A 15707-nucleotide genomic window follows, 5' to 3' on the forward strand; every position below is an offset into this window, starting at 1 on the left:
TGAAGCGAAGTATGCCGTTTAAAAATAGTAGAAGATCGGCGGTTCATGCATCAAGAAGTTTTGATGGGAGATGTTCCACGCATAGGCGCCCGCTAAGGTAAACACAACATAATCACCAATATCGACGTGGGCGACGTGTTGATTGCGTGCCAGCACATCTTTGGGCGTACAAAGCTGGCCGGCAAAAGTTGCTTGTGCATGCTGAATTGGATGAGAAATCTCATGGTGTTGCTCGCTTTTCAGGATGACGAATGGATGATCATGGCTCTGCGCTGCTGGCGTGCGGAAGTGGTGAGTTCCCCCGCGTGCGATGACAAAGTTTTCGCCAAGATTTTGCTTAATATCCAGTACTTCCATCACGTAATAACCACATGCCGCCGTGATGAAACGTCCGCATTCAAAACGCAGTGTCCAATCTTGCACTTGCTCTTTAGCGATGAGGAATTCCAACTTGTCGCAAAACTCCATCCACGGAAAGTGTTGCTCAGGGTTTTGGTAGTTAATCCCCATGCCTCCGCCTAAGTTGATCATCAGCTCACCGAGTTCAAACTCTTGTTGCCACGCTTTCACGACTTGGAAATAGCGCTGCATTAACGCTAAGTGACGTTCAACATCGAGCTGATGCGACATCAAGTGAAAATGGAAGCCTTTCAGTGACACTTGCGGGAAATCGCGCAGCAACATCAAAGCATTGCTCAGTTCGGACTCGTCCAAACCAAAAGGAGTCGGCTTGCCACCCATCGCCAACTTACTGAGCGTGATGTCGCCAATATCAATGTTCATACGCAAAAAGATCGAAGCAGGGCGGTTGAGGCGCTCGGTTAGTGCTCCAATGCGCTTTAGCTCGGTGAGGCTTTCGACATGAATTGCATCAACATCAAGCTCAATCGCTTGTTGCAATTCACTTGGCATTTTCCCAGGGCCACCGAAGATCAACGGCTTATCGAGTAGTTGCTGGTGGAGGTGTGTCAACTCCCCGCCAGATGCCGCTTCAAAACCATCGACATACGGCGCGAGCGTTTTGAGAATCGGGCCCGATGGATTGGCTTTGGCTGCGTAAAATAGCTCGACATTTTTCGGCAAAACGTGACGCAGTTGTTTGATGTGTTTTTCTAAGGCGTTTAGGTCATACAAGTACGCGCACAAGGGCTGATTTTGCTGCTGTGCGAGCGTGTGAACTTGTTGGCTAACGCGTGTCGGTAGAGAGAGTGAGTTAGGCATGTTGCGCTCCTTTTTCGTGTTGTTGCCAAGGTGCGGCGACTTGGGTATAGCCCGACTCCTTATCGGCTTTTTGCATCAAACGTGTGGTGAAATTATTTTTGCTTGGGAAGTGACCGCCATTCAGCAATGCTTCTAGTTCCGGCTGTTTCCCATTCACTGATTGCCAACGCACAATGGCACTTTGCACCGCATTCCACAGCGTTTGCTCTAGTGGCTCATCACCTTCTGCGATGAAGAAAATCGCTTCGCTGATGTTGTTGATAAAGGTGCAGTATCCGATGCGATTCCAGCCTTGTTCGCGACTGTAGTAAACCGATTGTCGCGCGCGTTCAGACAAGTCAGTTAATGTTTCTGCTGGCCAGAACTCCGGCAGTAATTTAGTGCCTTCCAAATCACGAATCCAAACACAACACGGCATCTCTTGCTCAAAGCCAATTAAGGTGTTTTGCAAATGCGGCTCAAACGCCACCCCGTGTTTGAAGTAGTAATTAAACACGCCCGGGATCAGGCAATGCAAATAGCGTTCAAACCACAGTGTCGCGATGTCGGAATAGCGATTTTGCGTAGTACGCGCTTTGTTTTTAAGGCGTTGAGCAATGCAACTGTTGCCGTTTTTGTCGTAAGCAAACAGAGCGCCAGCGAGGGTTGGTTTTAAGATGTCGACTTCGCTCAGCGAGAAATTTTCGCGGTATAAAATCCCAAACGATTCGCGCGCTTTGGTGTTGTCGTCCCAGTTGTGCTCAGCGACACTTTCTAGATTCAACGTGGTGGCGTAAGGCTCAGTCATCACTTTAAATACGGGGTTGTGCAGCTGCTCGTTTTCTCTAATTGGTTTAAGAATCGACGTGAGCTGCACGGCGCTGTCGAGTTCGTACCACGCGTTTTTGCGCACGCAATTGGTTAATCGTACGTTGATGGAGAATTTCGCAAACCAATCCATATCTGGGTGGTAGAGGGTACGAACTGAAGAGGTCGGCTGCATCTTTTCACCACCTAAACCCAGTGGCGTGATCTTGCCTTGTTCAATGGCACGCTTCACGCTTGGGTTGCTCAAAATGGTGTAGCTTTCCCAAGGATGGCAAGGGTAGAGGGTCTTCCCATTGCTGGTGGCGTGTTGTGGCGCGAGCTGTTGTAGCATGTGCTGAGCAGGGTTAGCTTCTCCGTCGGAACTCAGCACATCAAGTAAGGACGTATCCACTTCAAACCAGTACAACGGGACTTGCGCGCCGACTTCTGGAGAAAACGCCAAGAGATCATCCATGGTGACGCCCGAACGACTTTTCGGGGTCGGATGGAAAGTATGCCCCCAAATCAGAGACTGTTCCGAAGCGATAAACTCGTTGTGATGCGATTTGGGCGCGACGTTGAGAAACTGCTCGGTAACCAGCACGCTATTTTCTAGTTGTTCGATCAGCTCATGGTTAAATGGGATCGCCAATACCTGCTTGAGATAGTTAAGCAAAAGCGTAAGAGTTTGCGTGGCATCCAATTTCGCCCAACCAGATCCCGGCATTTTCGCCCACGGCAGTTCTGCCAATTTGATTTTGCCCAGTTTGCTCGCGTAGTGAATCGGCAAAACCAGCACGCCATTTTGTTGAGAAAGATGAACGGCTACCTGCTGCTTGGCGGAATAGTTGCGTTTTAACGTTTGGGGTAGCGATGTTGATTGGTAGTGCCATTCCACTTGTTGATTCGGCAGTGCAAATTCACGTAAGTAACAATTAAGAACACCCATTATCGTGTTGAGTTGGGCTTTCTCACGATTGAGCTGCACTTCATGCGCGCGCAACTCGCTAGTCTGAGAGGATTGAGTTTGTAACATGTTGATTTCCAAATTTTGAATGGAGAACCAGCGCGATCAAGGTGATTACGCTGAATATCGCAGAAAGTAGGAAAGGAACCTCAAGTAGCCCCAAGCTAGAAATGAAAGAAGCGCAAAATCCCGCCGCCACGCCACCCCATTTGGACATGGCATCAAAGCGAGAAAATACTTTGCCACTGAGTTTGCGATCCAGATTGCTCGCAAGATGCTGATGCAATCCGTGATAACAACACACCATCGCGATGCCGAAGATAATTCTCGCAGCAATGAGTGCGGTTTCGGACGCAATCAAATGCAAGGCAGAGCTCACGGCAAGCAATGCAAACCCAAGCCACAACGTGCGCAGCGGTTGATGGCGATTCAACCCATCTGACAACACGTGAATTTTTCCTGCCAGCAACAGATAGGCGCCATGCGGCAGTGCGTACAAAAAACCGATCCATGCGTGGTTAGTGATGCCATATTGCTGCACAAACGGCGAGAAATAAGGAAAGGTCACCACCATAGAAAACGCAAACCCGAATTGAGCAAAGAAGATCCAACGAATGGCATGCATTGCGTTTTTCTGTGCAACCGGTTTTTCTTGCTGAGGTTCTGAGTTTGGCTTTTCGAGGTTTTGGTCGGCGGGTTTATCCGCTGGCAGTGTTAGCGTGATGCCCATCGCAATCAAAGGCAAAACGCATAACCAAAGGTACGCGTTGAGCGGGTTGGTCTCTGACAAACTCCAGCCGAGCCCAATAGGCGCAACGATCAGCGCCAAGCGAGCAGATAGTTGGGTTTTATTGAGTGACTTGCCGAGTGTTTTGGCTTCTTTAATTTGACTAGATAAGTAGCTGTTCGAGGCGGCCATGGTGCCGCCAAAGGTTCCTTGAACAATAAGACCAAACACAAACATGGCGAGGTTGTCTGCCAAGCCGCACAGCGCAAACCCTGCTGCAAGGCCAAGTTGCGCACGCAAGAGTGAGCGGCGGCGACCGTAGCGATCGGCAAAGTTGCCCCAAAATCGCGCTGCCAACGCAGTACAAAACGTAGGTAGGATAAACAATACCCCTGCCCAGTCCGCATCAATGCTTGCGCCTAACGTTGGCAACACGACGGGTAGAAATAGCGGCATACCTAACGCGGCAAACGCAGCGATAAAGTGGCACAACAACACACTGTAGATGAGTTTGGTCATAATCGTTTAACGTACGCTTTTTTTGATGGCTTCTAAGTAGGCGCGCTGCGCTTCTTCGCTAGAAAGCAGTAAGAAGTTCGGGGCCGACAAACCATAGAACTTATTGATGTCACTCGCGCCGGAGGCTTCTTTCGAGAGCAAACTGCCAGAGCTCAACAAGTACTTGGCGTACAAATCAGGTGCCTCTTGCAGTAACTCGCGAGCCAGTTTTGTCTCTAACCCTTCGCCTTCCAATCGGTTGAGTTGCTCTGCAATGCTTTTGGCCACGATGGCGTAAAGCGATGCTGAAGAGGCAATGCCCTTCGCTGCCATGGCTTCTACAATCGCTGCGATATCCAATTGTAATGTGATGGTGGTAAACATCTGACCGAGCGCCAATTCATTGTCGACTTTGATGCGTTGATCGAGCAGTTCATCGCAATCCACTGGAAGTAGTTTTGCGCCGTGTTTTTGGGCAGCATGCTCTGTTGCAAAGTGGAAGCGCTCTGGCCAAATTCGCGCCGCGTCGTTGTCTTTCATCGCGAGCGTCATTTTGCCCTGTTGATCAAATGCAATGATGGCGTTTTGCTGGTTGGACTCCAATGCGATGCCATAACGAAGCCACAAGGTGAGGTGCACTTGGCATAATAGATCGACGTAATCTTGGAACCACGCCAGCGAATCTTGTTGATAGTAATGTTCTGCCAAATGTTCTAAGAACAAGCGGTCGTCAGGCATTGGGCTTGCCAGTGCGGCAACCGGAACTAACGCTTTGTCTTCGCAATGAGTAAGTGGGTACTCACGTACGATGTACGCGAAGGTTTTATCCTCGCCGATGTGTCCACCGTGTTTTTCGTTGCAATGGAACAAGCGACTGTTTAAATCGGCGTCCGTTTGTTCAAGGTGGCTGAGTAGGCGTTCAAACCAGTGGCCGTCATACAGTGTTGAAGGCTTGATTAAGCGAATATTTTTCGTGCCTAGCGATCGCATGATCAGCGGAACCTTGATGTGAATGTGCGGTGCCTCGTTGACGACCACCGTACGAACGGAAAGCGTCGGCGTCACGTCTAGATACGTTAAAGGCGCTTCTATCACACCTTCGGGTAAGGCTTCTAAAGATCGCAGGGTGAGCGGATGTGCAGGGAACAGAACGTGGCTCAGTGCAAAATCAGCAGGAAGCCCCACTTGCTCCATTGTTGGCCAGCAATCAGGTTGTCCGCTGGTTAATGTTACCAGTGATTTTTCAATCGCAATCCAATGCAGAGCAAAGCTTTGTGCGAACTCGGGCGCGTACTTAGCAAGGTCTTCATCGCTCAGACCAAACTTCGCCCGCGCAGTTGGATAGTACGGGTGGTCAAGGTAAGAAGCGATCTGGTCGGCTAGCAGCAGTTTTTGATGCCAAGAACCAAGCTTGGATATTGGTTGAGAAATGTGGTCGGCGTGGTGACGAAACGCTTGGTCACACAGTGCTTTGTGTTTCTCTGCGCATTCCAGCTCTTGAAGATACCCCGCCAATAATTCGTGAGAGCTCTCATGCGCCAGTGTCGTTAGTAGCGCAATCCACTCTTGATAATGCTGCTGATGCTCGACTTGACCATTTTTCTCCACCCACCAACCTAGTGGCGCTTCGCCATTGGCTTGGCCGTAACACCAATGCTGCATGTAATACGTTGGCACAACAGGTAAATAGAGCGTGAAATCCGGATTATCAAAGGTTAGCCAGACTTGCTCGAGTTGAGGAACAATAACCCCTTTTGGGGCGGCGCTACTGAACTTGGCGTTCGACAAAATGCCAAACATGTCTTCGCGCAGGCAAGTATCGATCAATCGTTGGGTCAGGTATAAAGCGTTGTGATTCATGCTGCCACCTCGCGAGTCGGAGCTAGATTGAAATTGCTAAGCGCGTTCTGCAGCGCTTGGTCGAGGTTTCGCCCCGATGGCGAGACAATCGAAATTCGGGCGAGATAATCCTTGTTGGAATAACTCTGTTGGAAGAGTTCTCCCGCGGTTTTTAGTACCTGTTGCTGGGTGATGACATCGCCATCGTGTTGGATGAAGGAGGTCGAATCTCCATCAATCACACCACTGTGCTCCGCAACCACGTAGTGCACGTGTGCTGAGCCATGAATTTGGTAATCGCCATCCAATCTTCGGCCCAAATGCAGACCCAAAATTGTGCTAAACCAACCGAAGTGAGCGAGATTGTTGAGTAAGAATTCGCGACCGTCCCCAATGCTGCGGTAGTTAATTTCCACCAGAACTGGGCCGTTTTCCGTGATGATAAATTCGCTGTGGCAAACTCCAAAGCCAACGCCGAACGCTTTCAGTTGAGCCAAGCAAGCTTCTCGGTGAGCAATGCCGTTTGGTCCGTTCCAGTCTGCGGCTGTTTCGATAAAGTAAGGCGGTTCAGAGAGCGACACATCAAAACCGCCCACGGCGATAAGGCGCTCACCATCTCCTAAAGTTTCGAGCGTAACCAACGGCCCTTGAAGGAATTGCTCCACCAGAATGGCGGCGTTTGGGTGCTTTTGCCAAAACGCCTCGCAGTAAGCATCGAGCTCGCTTTGGGAGTCACAGCGCTGTACATCTAAACTTGCCACGCCTTCTTTGGGTTTTGCTACGACAGGGAAGGCCATGCCTAATGCCACATTCGAATGGCGATGCAGCAAACAGCTTTGTGTGTTGGGTAAGGATTTTTCATTTAACACTTGTCGAGTTAAGTGTTTGTTTTTGGCCTTTAACGTGACAGACCAATCTTTGGATGGGAGGCCAAAAAATTGCGCGCAGATGGCGGTGGAAGTTTGTAAGTGATCACTATTGCTAAAAATAGCGTCTGGCTTTAATTCATGCTCCGTGATGGTTTCGATGAGTTCTAATGGGTTGAAGACATCACATTCTAGAATGGTATCCGGATTAAAGTGACTATCACGACTCGCCAGCTCTAAATGGCTGAGCTTATGGTCGGTGATAAGAACGACGTGAAGGTCCATCGCTTTAGCTGCAGGCACGAAGCCGTGAGTGACTGCATCGTTAACGACATGACTTACGATAATCATCGTAGATTTCATGAGCTTTCCTAATTTTCTAACATTTTCTTCTAACGTTGATAAAGTCGCTCACGGTCGTCTTCCAATGTGCCTCTCGCGAGACGGAGGGCAGAAGTTTTAGTGTTTATTGTTATTATGTTTGGTTTTTTTTGTTGTTAGTTGTGTTTTTAGGGTAAATAAATATAGAGCATAAAATTAATATTGCAAATAGAAATAATATTTGTTCTTATTTCCATCCGTTGGCTTTATAACAACTAAACGGAATTATGGAATGAATAAATTATTGACCCTGACCCCCTTGGCGGTCGCGATTGGTTCTTCACTAGTAGCACCAAGCGCAGTGGCTTCAGAAGAGACGAACTCAACCTCATCAGCAACTGAAACGATTCAAGTCTTCGGGCATCAGTACGAAGGTTATGCTGAACACATGCCTCAATCAGGCACCAAAACCGATGTGGAATGGCTTGATGTGCCACAAGCGGTATCCGTAGTAACGAAAACAGAAATGCAAGACCGAGGCGCGGTGCGCTTAGTGGATGCGCTAGATGGGGTAGCCGGGGTCAATAACACCTTGGGCGAAGGCAGCCGCGATCAGTTCATGATCCGTGGTTTTGATTCACTCAACGATATGTACCGTGATGGCTTGCGAGATGACGGTACGTTGCAGTCTTACCGCAGCTTAGCGAACGTTGAACGCGTTGAAATTGTGAAAGGCCCTGCGGGTGCTTTGTATGGCCGTGGTTCGGCTGGGGGCATCATCAACTTGGTGACGAAACGCGCTAACGGTGAGAATTTTACTCACGTAAACGGTAGTGTAGGCAGCAACAACCAATATGTTGGTCAGGTCGACAGCTCAATGGCGTTTACAGATAAGGTCAACGGGCGTATTAACTTGGAATACCGTCAAGCCGACTCGTACGTTGATCATGTTGATTCAAACGATTTCTTCATTGCACCGACCATTCGTGTGTTACCAGCGGAAGGTCACACCATTGATATTGACGTGGAATACGCCCATCAAGAACTAGTGCCGTATCGTGGTGTGCCATCAAAAAATGGCAAGCCAGTTGATTTGCCAGTAAGCACTTACTTTGGCGGCACAAACGACTATCAGGAGTCAGACAGTCTCCGTATTGCGGTGGATTACGAATGGCGTCTGAATGATCAATGGGTATGGAACAACCGAGCGGCGTTCAACCATATCGAACTTGAGCAAAAAGGCACGCGTCAGGGCAAAGTGACGGGTAATGAAGTGTCTCAAACCGTCAACAACTTTGGTTACGATCCACGTACTACGACCACTTTACAATCTGAGTTGGTTTGGGAAACCAGGGACAATCAATTGATGGTGGGTGCAGATTTCAACCAGATCGATATCGACCTAACGTTGGCAAGTGACAAAACGCTTCCTCCGCAAAATATCTACGACCCAGTCGTTGGTCCAACGCCTGATCCGGGCTTTAAGCCATTTCGTGACAATACCACCACCACGACAGGTTTGTATGTGCAAGACGTCTATACGTGGGGTGACCTTTCTTTGATCGGTAACGTGCGTTACGACTCGATGGAACTCGAACAACAAAAAGCGGGCTCAGATAAGGAAAAATTGGATGATGACAAAGTCAGCTACCGTGCTGGTTTGGTATACCGCATCAATTCCGACACATCCGTATACGCCAGTTTAGCGCGCTCTTGGCAGTTACCGTACGCTGGTATCTACATCAATCCAAAATTGGCGGAATTCTTCCACACCGACTTAAAAGAGGTGGGGGCGAAAGCGTACCTTTTGGATAACGCATTAATGTTGAATGCGGCACTGTTCCAGATTGATCAAGAGCAACCACAAACTAACGTGGACGGCGATGTGATCGATAAAATTGAAGTGCGTCACCAAGGTATTGAATTAGAGGCTCGCGGTCAAATCACCAAACAGTGGGACATCTCTGTGGGTTACAGCTACTTGGACGCGGAAGACAAAGCCACAGGCAAAAAGCCGAACGATGTATCAGACCACTTGTTCTCTCTTTGGAGCACTTACCAATTGGATGACAACTGGCGTTTAGGCGGTGGTGTGAAGTACGTGGGCGACCGTTACGCAGGTAACGACGAAGCTGTCGCACTTGGCGATTACACAACGGTGGATTTGATGGCGGCGTACACCACTGGTCGTCATAAAATCCAAGCGAACGCTTACAACATTTTGGATGAGAAATACATTCTTGGCGCAACAAACGGCACGTCTGGCTTAAACCAGATTGGCTACGGCGCACCAGCCGAGTTTATGCTCAGCTACGGATATCAGTTCTAGGCTTTTTGTGCGTAGTTAGCGCCTGTTAGCCAATTTTTACCTCATATTGAGGATGTTTAGCCCCGAGAGCTTACGGGATGTATTCTGCCCGAGGCTCAATTTCTCGCAAAGGAGATCTTAATGTCTTACCAGAATTTGGATGGTAAAGTGCGTGTACGTGCTGGTTTGTCTACCACTTACAGTGTGCTTGCGATTGCAATCGCTTCTGCCACATCCATGAGCGCGGTTGCCGCTCCTGCTAAAACAGAACAAACTACCGCGATGGAAACTGTCGTTGTCACTGGTAGCGTGATTGGTAAATCTGAAATTGAAGACGTCAAAGAGTACCCTGGTGCTCGTACCGTCATTACCCGTGATCAAATTGAGAAAACCGCCGCAGGTTCGATTGATAACGCGCTGCAGCGCGTGCCGGGTATTAAAGTTCAGGATGAAAGCGGAACGGGCGTATTGCCTAACATTTCCGTACGTGGTTTGAAAGCAAGCCGTAGTGGTCATGCTCAGTTTTTGATGGATGGTGTACCGCTAACACTTGCGCCATATGGTCACACTGGTCAGTCTATCTTCCCAGCAACACTGTCGATGCTTGATCGTATTGACATTGTACGCGGTGGTGCCGCAGTACAGTACGGCCCAAACAACGTCGGTGGTGTGATCAACTTAGTGACCAAACCGATTCCACACACGTGGCAAACTGAAATCAGTAACCGCCTTACCGTGTTTGATGGCGGTGATGCGCCGCTGAATGATTTTTACCTGCGCACGGGCGGCTGGTTAAGCGACACATTTGCACTACAGTTGGAAGGTAACTTCCTAAAAGGTGAAAGCTTCCGTGAACATTCCGATACGGACGTGAAGAACTTCCAAGCCAAAGCACAGTGGCTACTGAGTGACACTCAAGAGATTCAAGCATTCCTGCAACGTTACGATGCTGAAACGCAAATGCCGGGCGCACTTTCGCCACAAGACTACGAACAAGATCGTCACCAATCGAAACGTCCTTACGATGATTATGAAGGTAAGTCGACGCGCTGGAGTGTTAAGTACATCCACGATTTGCCATTTGCCGACAGTGCCGAGCTAGAAGTGCTAACGTTTGGCCATAAGTCAGAGCGTCTTTTCAAGTGGGGCTTTAACAGCGCGGGTGGCCATTGGGCGGATCCGGCTCTGCCAGCGACGGACGTTCGTACCTCTCCACGTGAATTTACCGTGTATGGTATAGAGCCAAAAATGGCGATGTACTTTGGCGAAGGTAAATCCGTTACTCAAAACTGGATCGTGGGTACCCGTTATGTTAATGAAGACATTGACTACAAACTCACTCAGACTCCAATCGCCGGTGGTGCAACCAGCGTTCCGCGTGATTGGCATCTAGATACGGACGCGTTTGCTGGATACGTTAGCAACGAAATTGGTTTGTTCAATGATACATTGAAGGTAACGCCTGGGTTGCGTGTTGAGTCGGTTCGAATGACGTTTACCGATCGTGGTAAAAAACAAACGGCAGACAACACCGTGACGGAATGGTTGCCAGGTTTGACGGTGGCATACAACTTAACTGACCAGTGGGTGACGTATGCGAACGCGCAAAAATCACTTCGTGCGCCACAAATTGCCTACATCCGAGGTTTGGGTGAAGAAGGTAGCGAACTGGCTTGGAACTACGAAGTCGGCGCGCGTTACACCCAAGATGCGACCAGCTTTAACGCTGCACTTTATCGCATCGACTTTGAGGATCAATTGCAATGGCAAAGCTCAACGCAGACCTTCGATAACATCGGAAAAACACTTCACCAAGGCATAGAGCTTTCTGCTCGTTACGTGCCTGAAGCACTACCTGCACTGAGTTTAGGCGCAAGCTACAACTATCTAGACGCTACGCTTGAAGAAGAAGGCGCGAATAAAGGTAATCAACTGCCTTACACCTCTAAGCATCAGCTTGGTTGGGATGCAACCTACGCATTTTACGGCATGGACACCACGCTATCGGGCTTCTACTTCAGTGACTCGTATACCGATAACGCCAACACCAGTGCCGAAGATGCAACAGGCGCAACGGGTAAAGTACCATCTTACATGGTGTGGAATTTCAATTTGGGGACGGATTTATACAAAGACGACAAAGGCAAGTTACGCATGAATGTTGCGGTGAACAACTTGTTTGACGAGGAGTATTACTTCCGCGGGATTGATACAAGCCCAGTTGGTCGGTACCCAGCTCCGGGACGCTCTTACACACTGGATCTGAACTATCAGTTTTAAGCGTTTCGTTCACCGAGTTTGAAAAGAAAAGTCGCCAATTTACCTTGGCGACTTTGCCGATCTTAGGTAATGGAAAACTCTTAGCACTGGAAAAAAGCAAGATGAAAAATAAAAAACAATTTACGATCAAACACTTTTCAACCGTTTTGCTGATGCTGTTGAGCTCAGCTTTGATGTCATTTAGCGCATTTTCTCAGGCGCGCAGCGTGCAAGATGAGCAAGGCACTTTTGAGCTAGAAGCGATACCTCAACGTATTGTGGTTTTAGAATTTTCGTTTGTCGATGCATTAGCGGCAGTCGATGTCTCACCTGTAGGCGTCGCCGATGACAACGATGTCACACGAGTCATTCCTGCTGTTCGTGCCAAGGTTGGTCCTTGGCAATCGGTCGGCATGCGCTCGCAACCGAGTTTAGAGGCGATTGCGGTGCTCAAGCCGGATTTGATCATTGCTGATGCAGAACGTCATCGCGCGATTTATCAAGATTTGCAGCGAATTGCGCCAACTTTGCTGTTAAAAAGCCGTGGTGAGACATATCAAGAAAATCTCGAATCCGCACACAAAATCGGCGTGGCAATTGGCAAACAAGCGAAAATGACACAACGAATTGAGCAGCACAAACAGACAATGGCGGAGTTCAAACAGCATTTTGCAACACAAGAAACCATTCAGTTTGGTGTGGTTTCTGACAAAGGGATGTGGTTGCATAGCCCGGTTTCTTACGCTGGGGGCGTTTTGAGTACGCTGGGCATCCAAAGCCCGCTGGCTCCATCTGAGCAAAAAGCGTATATCCCAACCAGTTTCGAACTTTTACTAAAAACCAACCCTGATTGGTTGTTAGTTGGACTTTACTCTCAACCAAATATTGTGGATGAGTGGCGCAAAAATCCATTGTTTAAGTTGCTAACTGCTGCGAAAAAACAGCAACTTGTTGAGGTTTCTCCTGAACTGTGGTCGTTAAATCGCGGCATGTTGGCTGCGGAAGAAATTGCCCGCAATCTTGAAGCGTTATTGGAGCGCTCATGAGTGCGGCGATAAGCTCGGAAAGCGCGTCTTCGGTTAGCAAATCGCATTGGAAAGCGAGCTTGTTTGTCTGTGCTATGGCGTTGTGTACGCTCTCAGGCTATGCAGCCTCAATGATTGGCTGGTCCAACTTTTCTTTGAGCGTTAATGATCTGACAAGCTATTGGTTTGCGTTTGATGAGGGCAATATGCTGCATCAAATCCTCGCGACGCTGCGTGCGCCTCGTGCCTATGCTGGGTTATTAATTGGCGCTTCGCTTGCGGTATCCGGAGTGCTGATGCAAGGATTGACTCGTAACCCTTTGGCGTCGCCATCCATTCTCGGCATTAATGCTGGTGCGGCTTGTTTTATGGCCTTGGCGTCCATCGGCGTACCATTCTTTAGTCAATTGAACCCAATCATCAACGCAGTACTCGGCGCGCTACTAAGTGGTGGTGCGGTCATGTTGTTGGGCGGTTTTTTTTCCGCGCGTTCTCACCCATTGCGTTTAGTGCTAGCGGGCATTGCCATCAGTGCACTGCTGATAGGGTTAACTCGTGCGTCGGTAATTTTGGCGGATGACATGGCTTACAGCGTGTTGCATTGGTTAACGGGTTCACTCTCCGCGGTAGATTCTGAGCAGTGGCAGCAACTGTGGCCTTTTGCGACTTTAGGTTTGGTGCTCGCCATGGGCTTAGCGCGAAACTTAAATTTACTCGCGTTGGGGGACGAAGTTGCTGTTGGGCTAGGTGGTAACATTCGTCTTACGCGATTTATCAGTGGTTTAGCGGTTGTGCTGTTGGCAGGAACTAGCGTAGCGATTGCTGGGCCAATTGGCTTTGTCGGGTTGTTAGTGCCGCACTTGGTACGCCCGATTGTTGGTCACAACTATCACATTCTCATTCCGGTTTCCGCCTTGTGTGGCGCGGCATTGGTGACGTGGTCAGATGCTTTATCACGAGCGATTGCTTTTCCGGCTGAAACGCCAGTGGGCGTGATTACCGCGCTGTTGGGCACACCTTGCTTTATCGCGATTGCAATGAGGAAATCATCATGATGAATCAAACCAAACTGTTTGCATTAGTTGGATTGTTGCTGATTGCGTCTTCTCTCACGCTGTTTGTTGGTGCGGCGAACATGTCGGCTCAACAGGTTTTTGCATTACTGTTTTCTTTCTCTGACTCGGACTTTGTGATTCACCAATATCGATTACCGAGAATGTTGCTCGCCATTGGCGTGGGCGCTGGGTTGGGGCTGTCAGGCGTTTTAGTTCAAGGCGTCATCCGTAATCCACTTGCCTCACCAGATTTAATGGGGATAAGCGCCGGAGCAGGACTGGCCGCTACCGCTTGTTTGGTGCTGTATCCGAATGCGCCAGTGGCAATGTTGCCGATGGTCGCCATGGCGGGAGGCTTGCTTGCTGCTGGCTTTATTGCTGTGCTGGCTTACTGGTCGAAACCAACACCAGCACGTTTGGCGCTGATTGGTGTTGCTGTCAGCGCATTTTTAGCCAGCGGTATCGATTTTCTTCTGATTGTGCACCCTATCGAAATCAACACGGCGATGGTATGGCTAACCGGCAGTTTGTGGGGACGAAATTGGCAACAAGTGCCGTTTATTTGGAGTGCTCTATTGCTGCTACTACCATTGGCGTTTTGGCTGGCTTGGCGGCTAGATGTTATGGGACTGGGAGAAGAAAGCGCCACTACACTTGGCACGAAACCAAGACAGATCCAAATTCTTGCGTTGATTGCTGCCGTGCTATTGGCGAGTATCAGTGTGTCTGTGGCAGGCACGATCAGCTTTGTTGGCCTGCTTGCGCCGCATCTTGCGCGTTTGCTGTTTGGCCACAACCACAAGTTGTTGATTCCAGCCGCTGCAACCCTTGGCGCTTTGTTGGTGATTTGCGCCGATGGTTTAGCGAGAGGCTTACAGCCACCAATTGAGCTACCAGCGGGAGTGCTGACATCTGTTATTGGCGCACCATATTTCATTTTTCTTTTGTATCGTTATAGAGGTTGGTAAGCATGTTACGAACGCAGAACTTATCCGTCGCGTACGGCAAACAGACCATCATTCCAGATCTCTCTTTGTCGATTCCTCAAGGTAAAATTACCGCACTAGTTGGTCCAAATGGTTGCGGTAAATCGACACTATTAAAAACCTTGGTACGCATCAATAAACCCGCTTCTGGCCAAGTGTTGTATGACGACAAACCACTAAGCAGCTACGGTGATAAACGCTTGGCGCGTTCGTTGTCTTTGCTGCCGCAGATTCTTGTCAGTCCTGAAGGTATTACCGTCAGAAAACTGGTCGAATATGGCCGCTCGCCTTATCTCTCTCATTGGGGCCGGTTAAGTCAACAAGACAAGACCTTAGTCGAGCAAGCAATGCAAGATACTGGCGTGATTGAGTTTGCTGACAAGCCAGTTGAATCGCTGTCTGGCGGTCAAAGGCAAAGGGCGTGGATTGCGATGGTAATGGCGCAAGATACCGACGTAGTGATGCTTGATGAGCCAACCACTTACTTGGATCTCTCTCACCAAGTTGAGCTGATGAAACTCATGAGGCAGATGAACGACAAAGGCAAAACAGTGGTCGTAGTGCTGCACGATCTAAACCAAGCGTGCCGTTACTGCGATCATTTGGTGGTGTTGGAAAAAGGTCAGTTAGTCACGCAGGGAACACCGCAAGAGGTACTGACAGAAGGTATGTTGGCATCGGTGTTTGATTTACAAGCGAGAGTATTTAACGACCCAATCTCAGGCACGCCGATGTGTGTGGCGGTGTAGGTTTACGTCTTTCGAAAGCTATCTGCAATAAAAACGTCGATCCATAAAAACAAACCCCGCTAGTAACAAAGTCGCTAGCGGGGTTTGTTGTTTTTAAGAG

11 protein-coding genes are annotated in these 15707 nt (G+C 49.0%); 6 read left to right on the forward strand and 5 right to left on the reverse strand.

Annotation, left to right across the window (positions count from 1 at the left end; genetic code table 11):
* Nucleotides 1–18: 18 nt before the first annotated feature.
* The 5 genes from NL626_RS16445 to NL626_RS16465 are packed head-to-tail and all read right to left on the reverse strand — an operon-like array spanning nucleotide 19 to nucleotide 7267.
* On the reverse strand, nucleotides 19–1221 hold the full coding sequence (locus tag NL626_RS16445; protein WP_253657541.1) for a type III PLP-dependent enzyme: 1203 nt from the start codon (nucleotides 1219–1221) through the stop codon (nucleotides 19–21).
* Entirely contained in the window at nucleotides 1214–3043 is a 1830-nt protein-coding gene (locus NL626_RS16450; protein ID WP_253657542.1) for an IucA/IucC family siderophore biosynthesis protein, read from the reverse strand. The genes NL626_RS16445 and NL626_RS16450 overlap by 8 nt, the downstream gene beginning before the upstream one ends.
* Nucleotides 3015–4220 carry an MFS transporter gene (locus NL626_RS16455; protein ID WP_253657543.1) on the reverse strand — a complete coding sequence of 402 codons (1206 nt, stop codon included), beginning with the start codon at nucleotides 4218–4220 and terminating at the stop codon, nucleotides 3015–3017. The genes NL626_RS16450 and NL626_RS16455 overlap by 29 nt, the downstream gene beginning before the upstream one ends.
* A 6-nt stretch (nucleotides 4221–4226) precedes the next feature.
* A complete protein-coding gene (locus NL626_RS16460) occupies nucleotides 4227–6059 on the reverse strand; it encodes an IucA/IucC family protein (RefSeq protein WP_225495730.1) in 1833 nt (610 codons plus the stop codon).
* Entirely contained in the window at nucleotides 6056–7267 is a 1212-nt protein-coding gene (locus NL626_RS16465; RefSeq protein ID WP_025768679.1) for an acetyl-CoA carboxylase biotin carboxylase subunit family protein, read from the reverse strand. Before NL626_RS16465 ends, NL626_RS16460 begins: the two co-directional genes overlap by 4 nt.
* Before the next feature lie 250 nt (nucleotides 7268–7517).
* Between NL626_RS16465 and NL626_RS16470 the strand changes: the two genes are divergently transcribed.
* From NL626_RS16470 to fecE, 6 genes are all read left to right on the forward strand, one after another.
* Entirely contained in the window at nucleotides 7518–9554 is a 2037-nt protein-coding gene (locus NL626_RS16470) for a TonB-dependent siderophore receptor (protein ID WP_025768678.1), read from the forward strand.
* A gap of 120 nt (nucleotides 9555–9674) precedes the next feature.
* Nucleotides 9675–11813 (forward strand): TonB-dependent siderophore vibrioferrin receptor PvuA, encoded by a 2139-nt coding sequence (gene pvuA / locus NL626_RS16475; protein WP_025768677.1) that lies wholly within the window; start codon nucleotides 9675–9677, stop codon nucleotides 11811–11813.
* Between the two features lie 101 nt (nucleotides 11814–11914).
* The gene (locus tag NL626_RS16480) at nucleotides 11915–12838 is read left to right on the forward strand and encodes a Fe(3+) dicitrate ABC transporter substrate-binding protein FecB (RefSeq protein ID WP_213866676.1); all 924 of its coding nucleotides are present in this window, start codon (nucleotides 11915–11917) and stop codon (nucleotides 12836–12838) included.
* Nucleotides 12835–13872, forward strand: coding sequence for an iron ABC transporter permease (locus tag NL626_RS16485; protein ID WP_042522221.1), 1038 nt, complete (start codon nucleotides 12835–12837; stop codon nucleotides 13870–13872). Before NL626_RS16480 ends, NL626_RS16485 begins: the two co-directional genes overlap by 4 nt.
* Complete coding sequence (locus tag NL626_RS16490) at nucleotides 13869–14840, forward strand: iron ABC transporter permease (RefSeq protein ID WP_005383459.1); 972 nt, start codon at nucleotides 13869–13871, stop codon at nucleotides 14838–14840. Before NL626_RS16485 ends, NL626_RS16490 begins: the two co-directional genes overlap by 4 nt.
* A gap of 2 nt (nucleotides 14841–14842) precedes the next feature.
* Entirely contained in the window at nucleotides 14843–15607 is a 765-nt protein-coding gene (gene fecE / locus NL626_RS16495; RefSeq protein WP_054575393.1) for a Fe(3+) dicitrate ABC transporter ATP-binding protein FecE, read from the forward strand.
* The last annotated feature ends 100 nt before the right edge of the window (nucleotides 15608–15707 follow it).

The organism is Vibrio sp. Y58_MX_L22, from assembly GCF_024181865.1.
GTDB classification, from domain to species: Bacteria; Pseudomonadota; Gammaproteobacteria; order Enterobacterales; family Vibrionaceae; genus Vibrio; species Vibrio alginolyticus.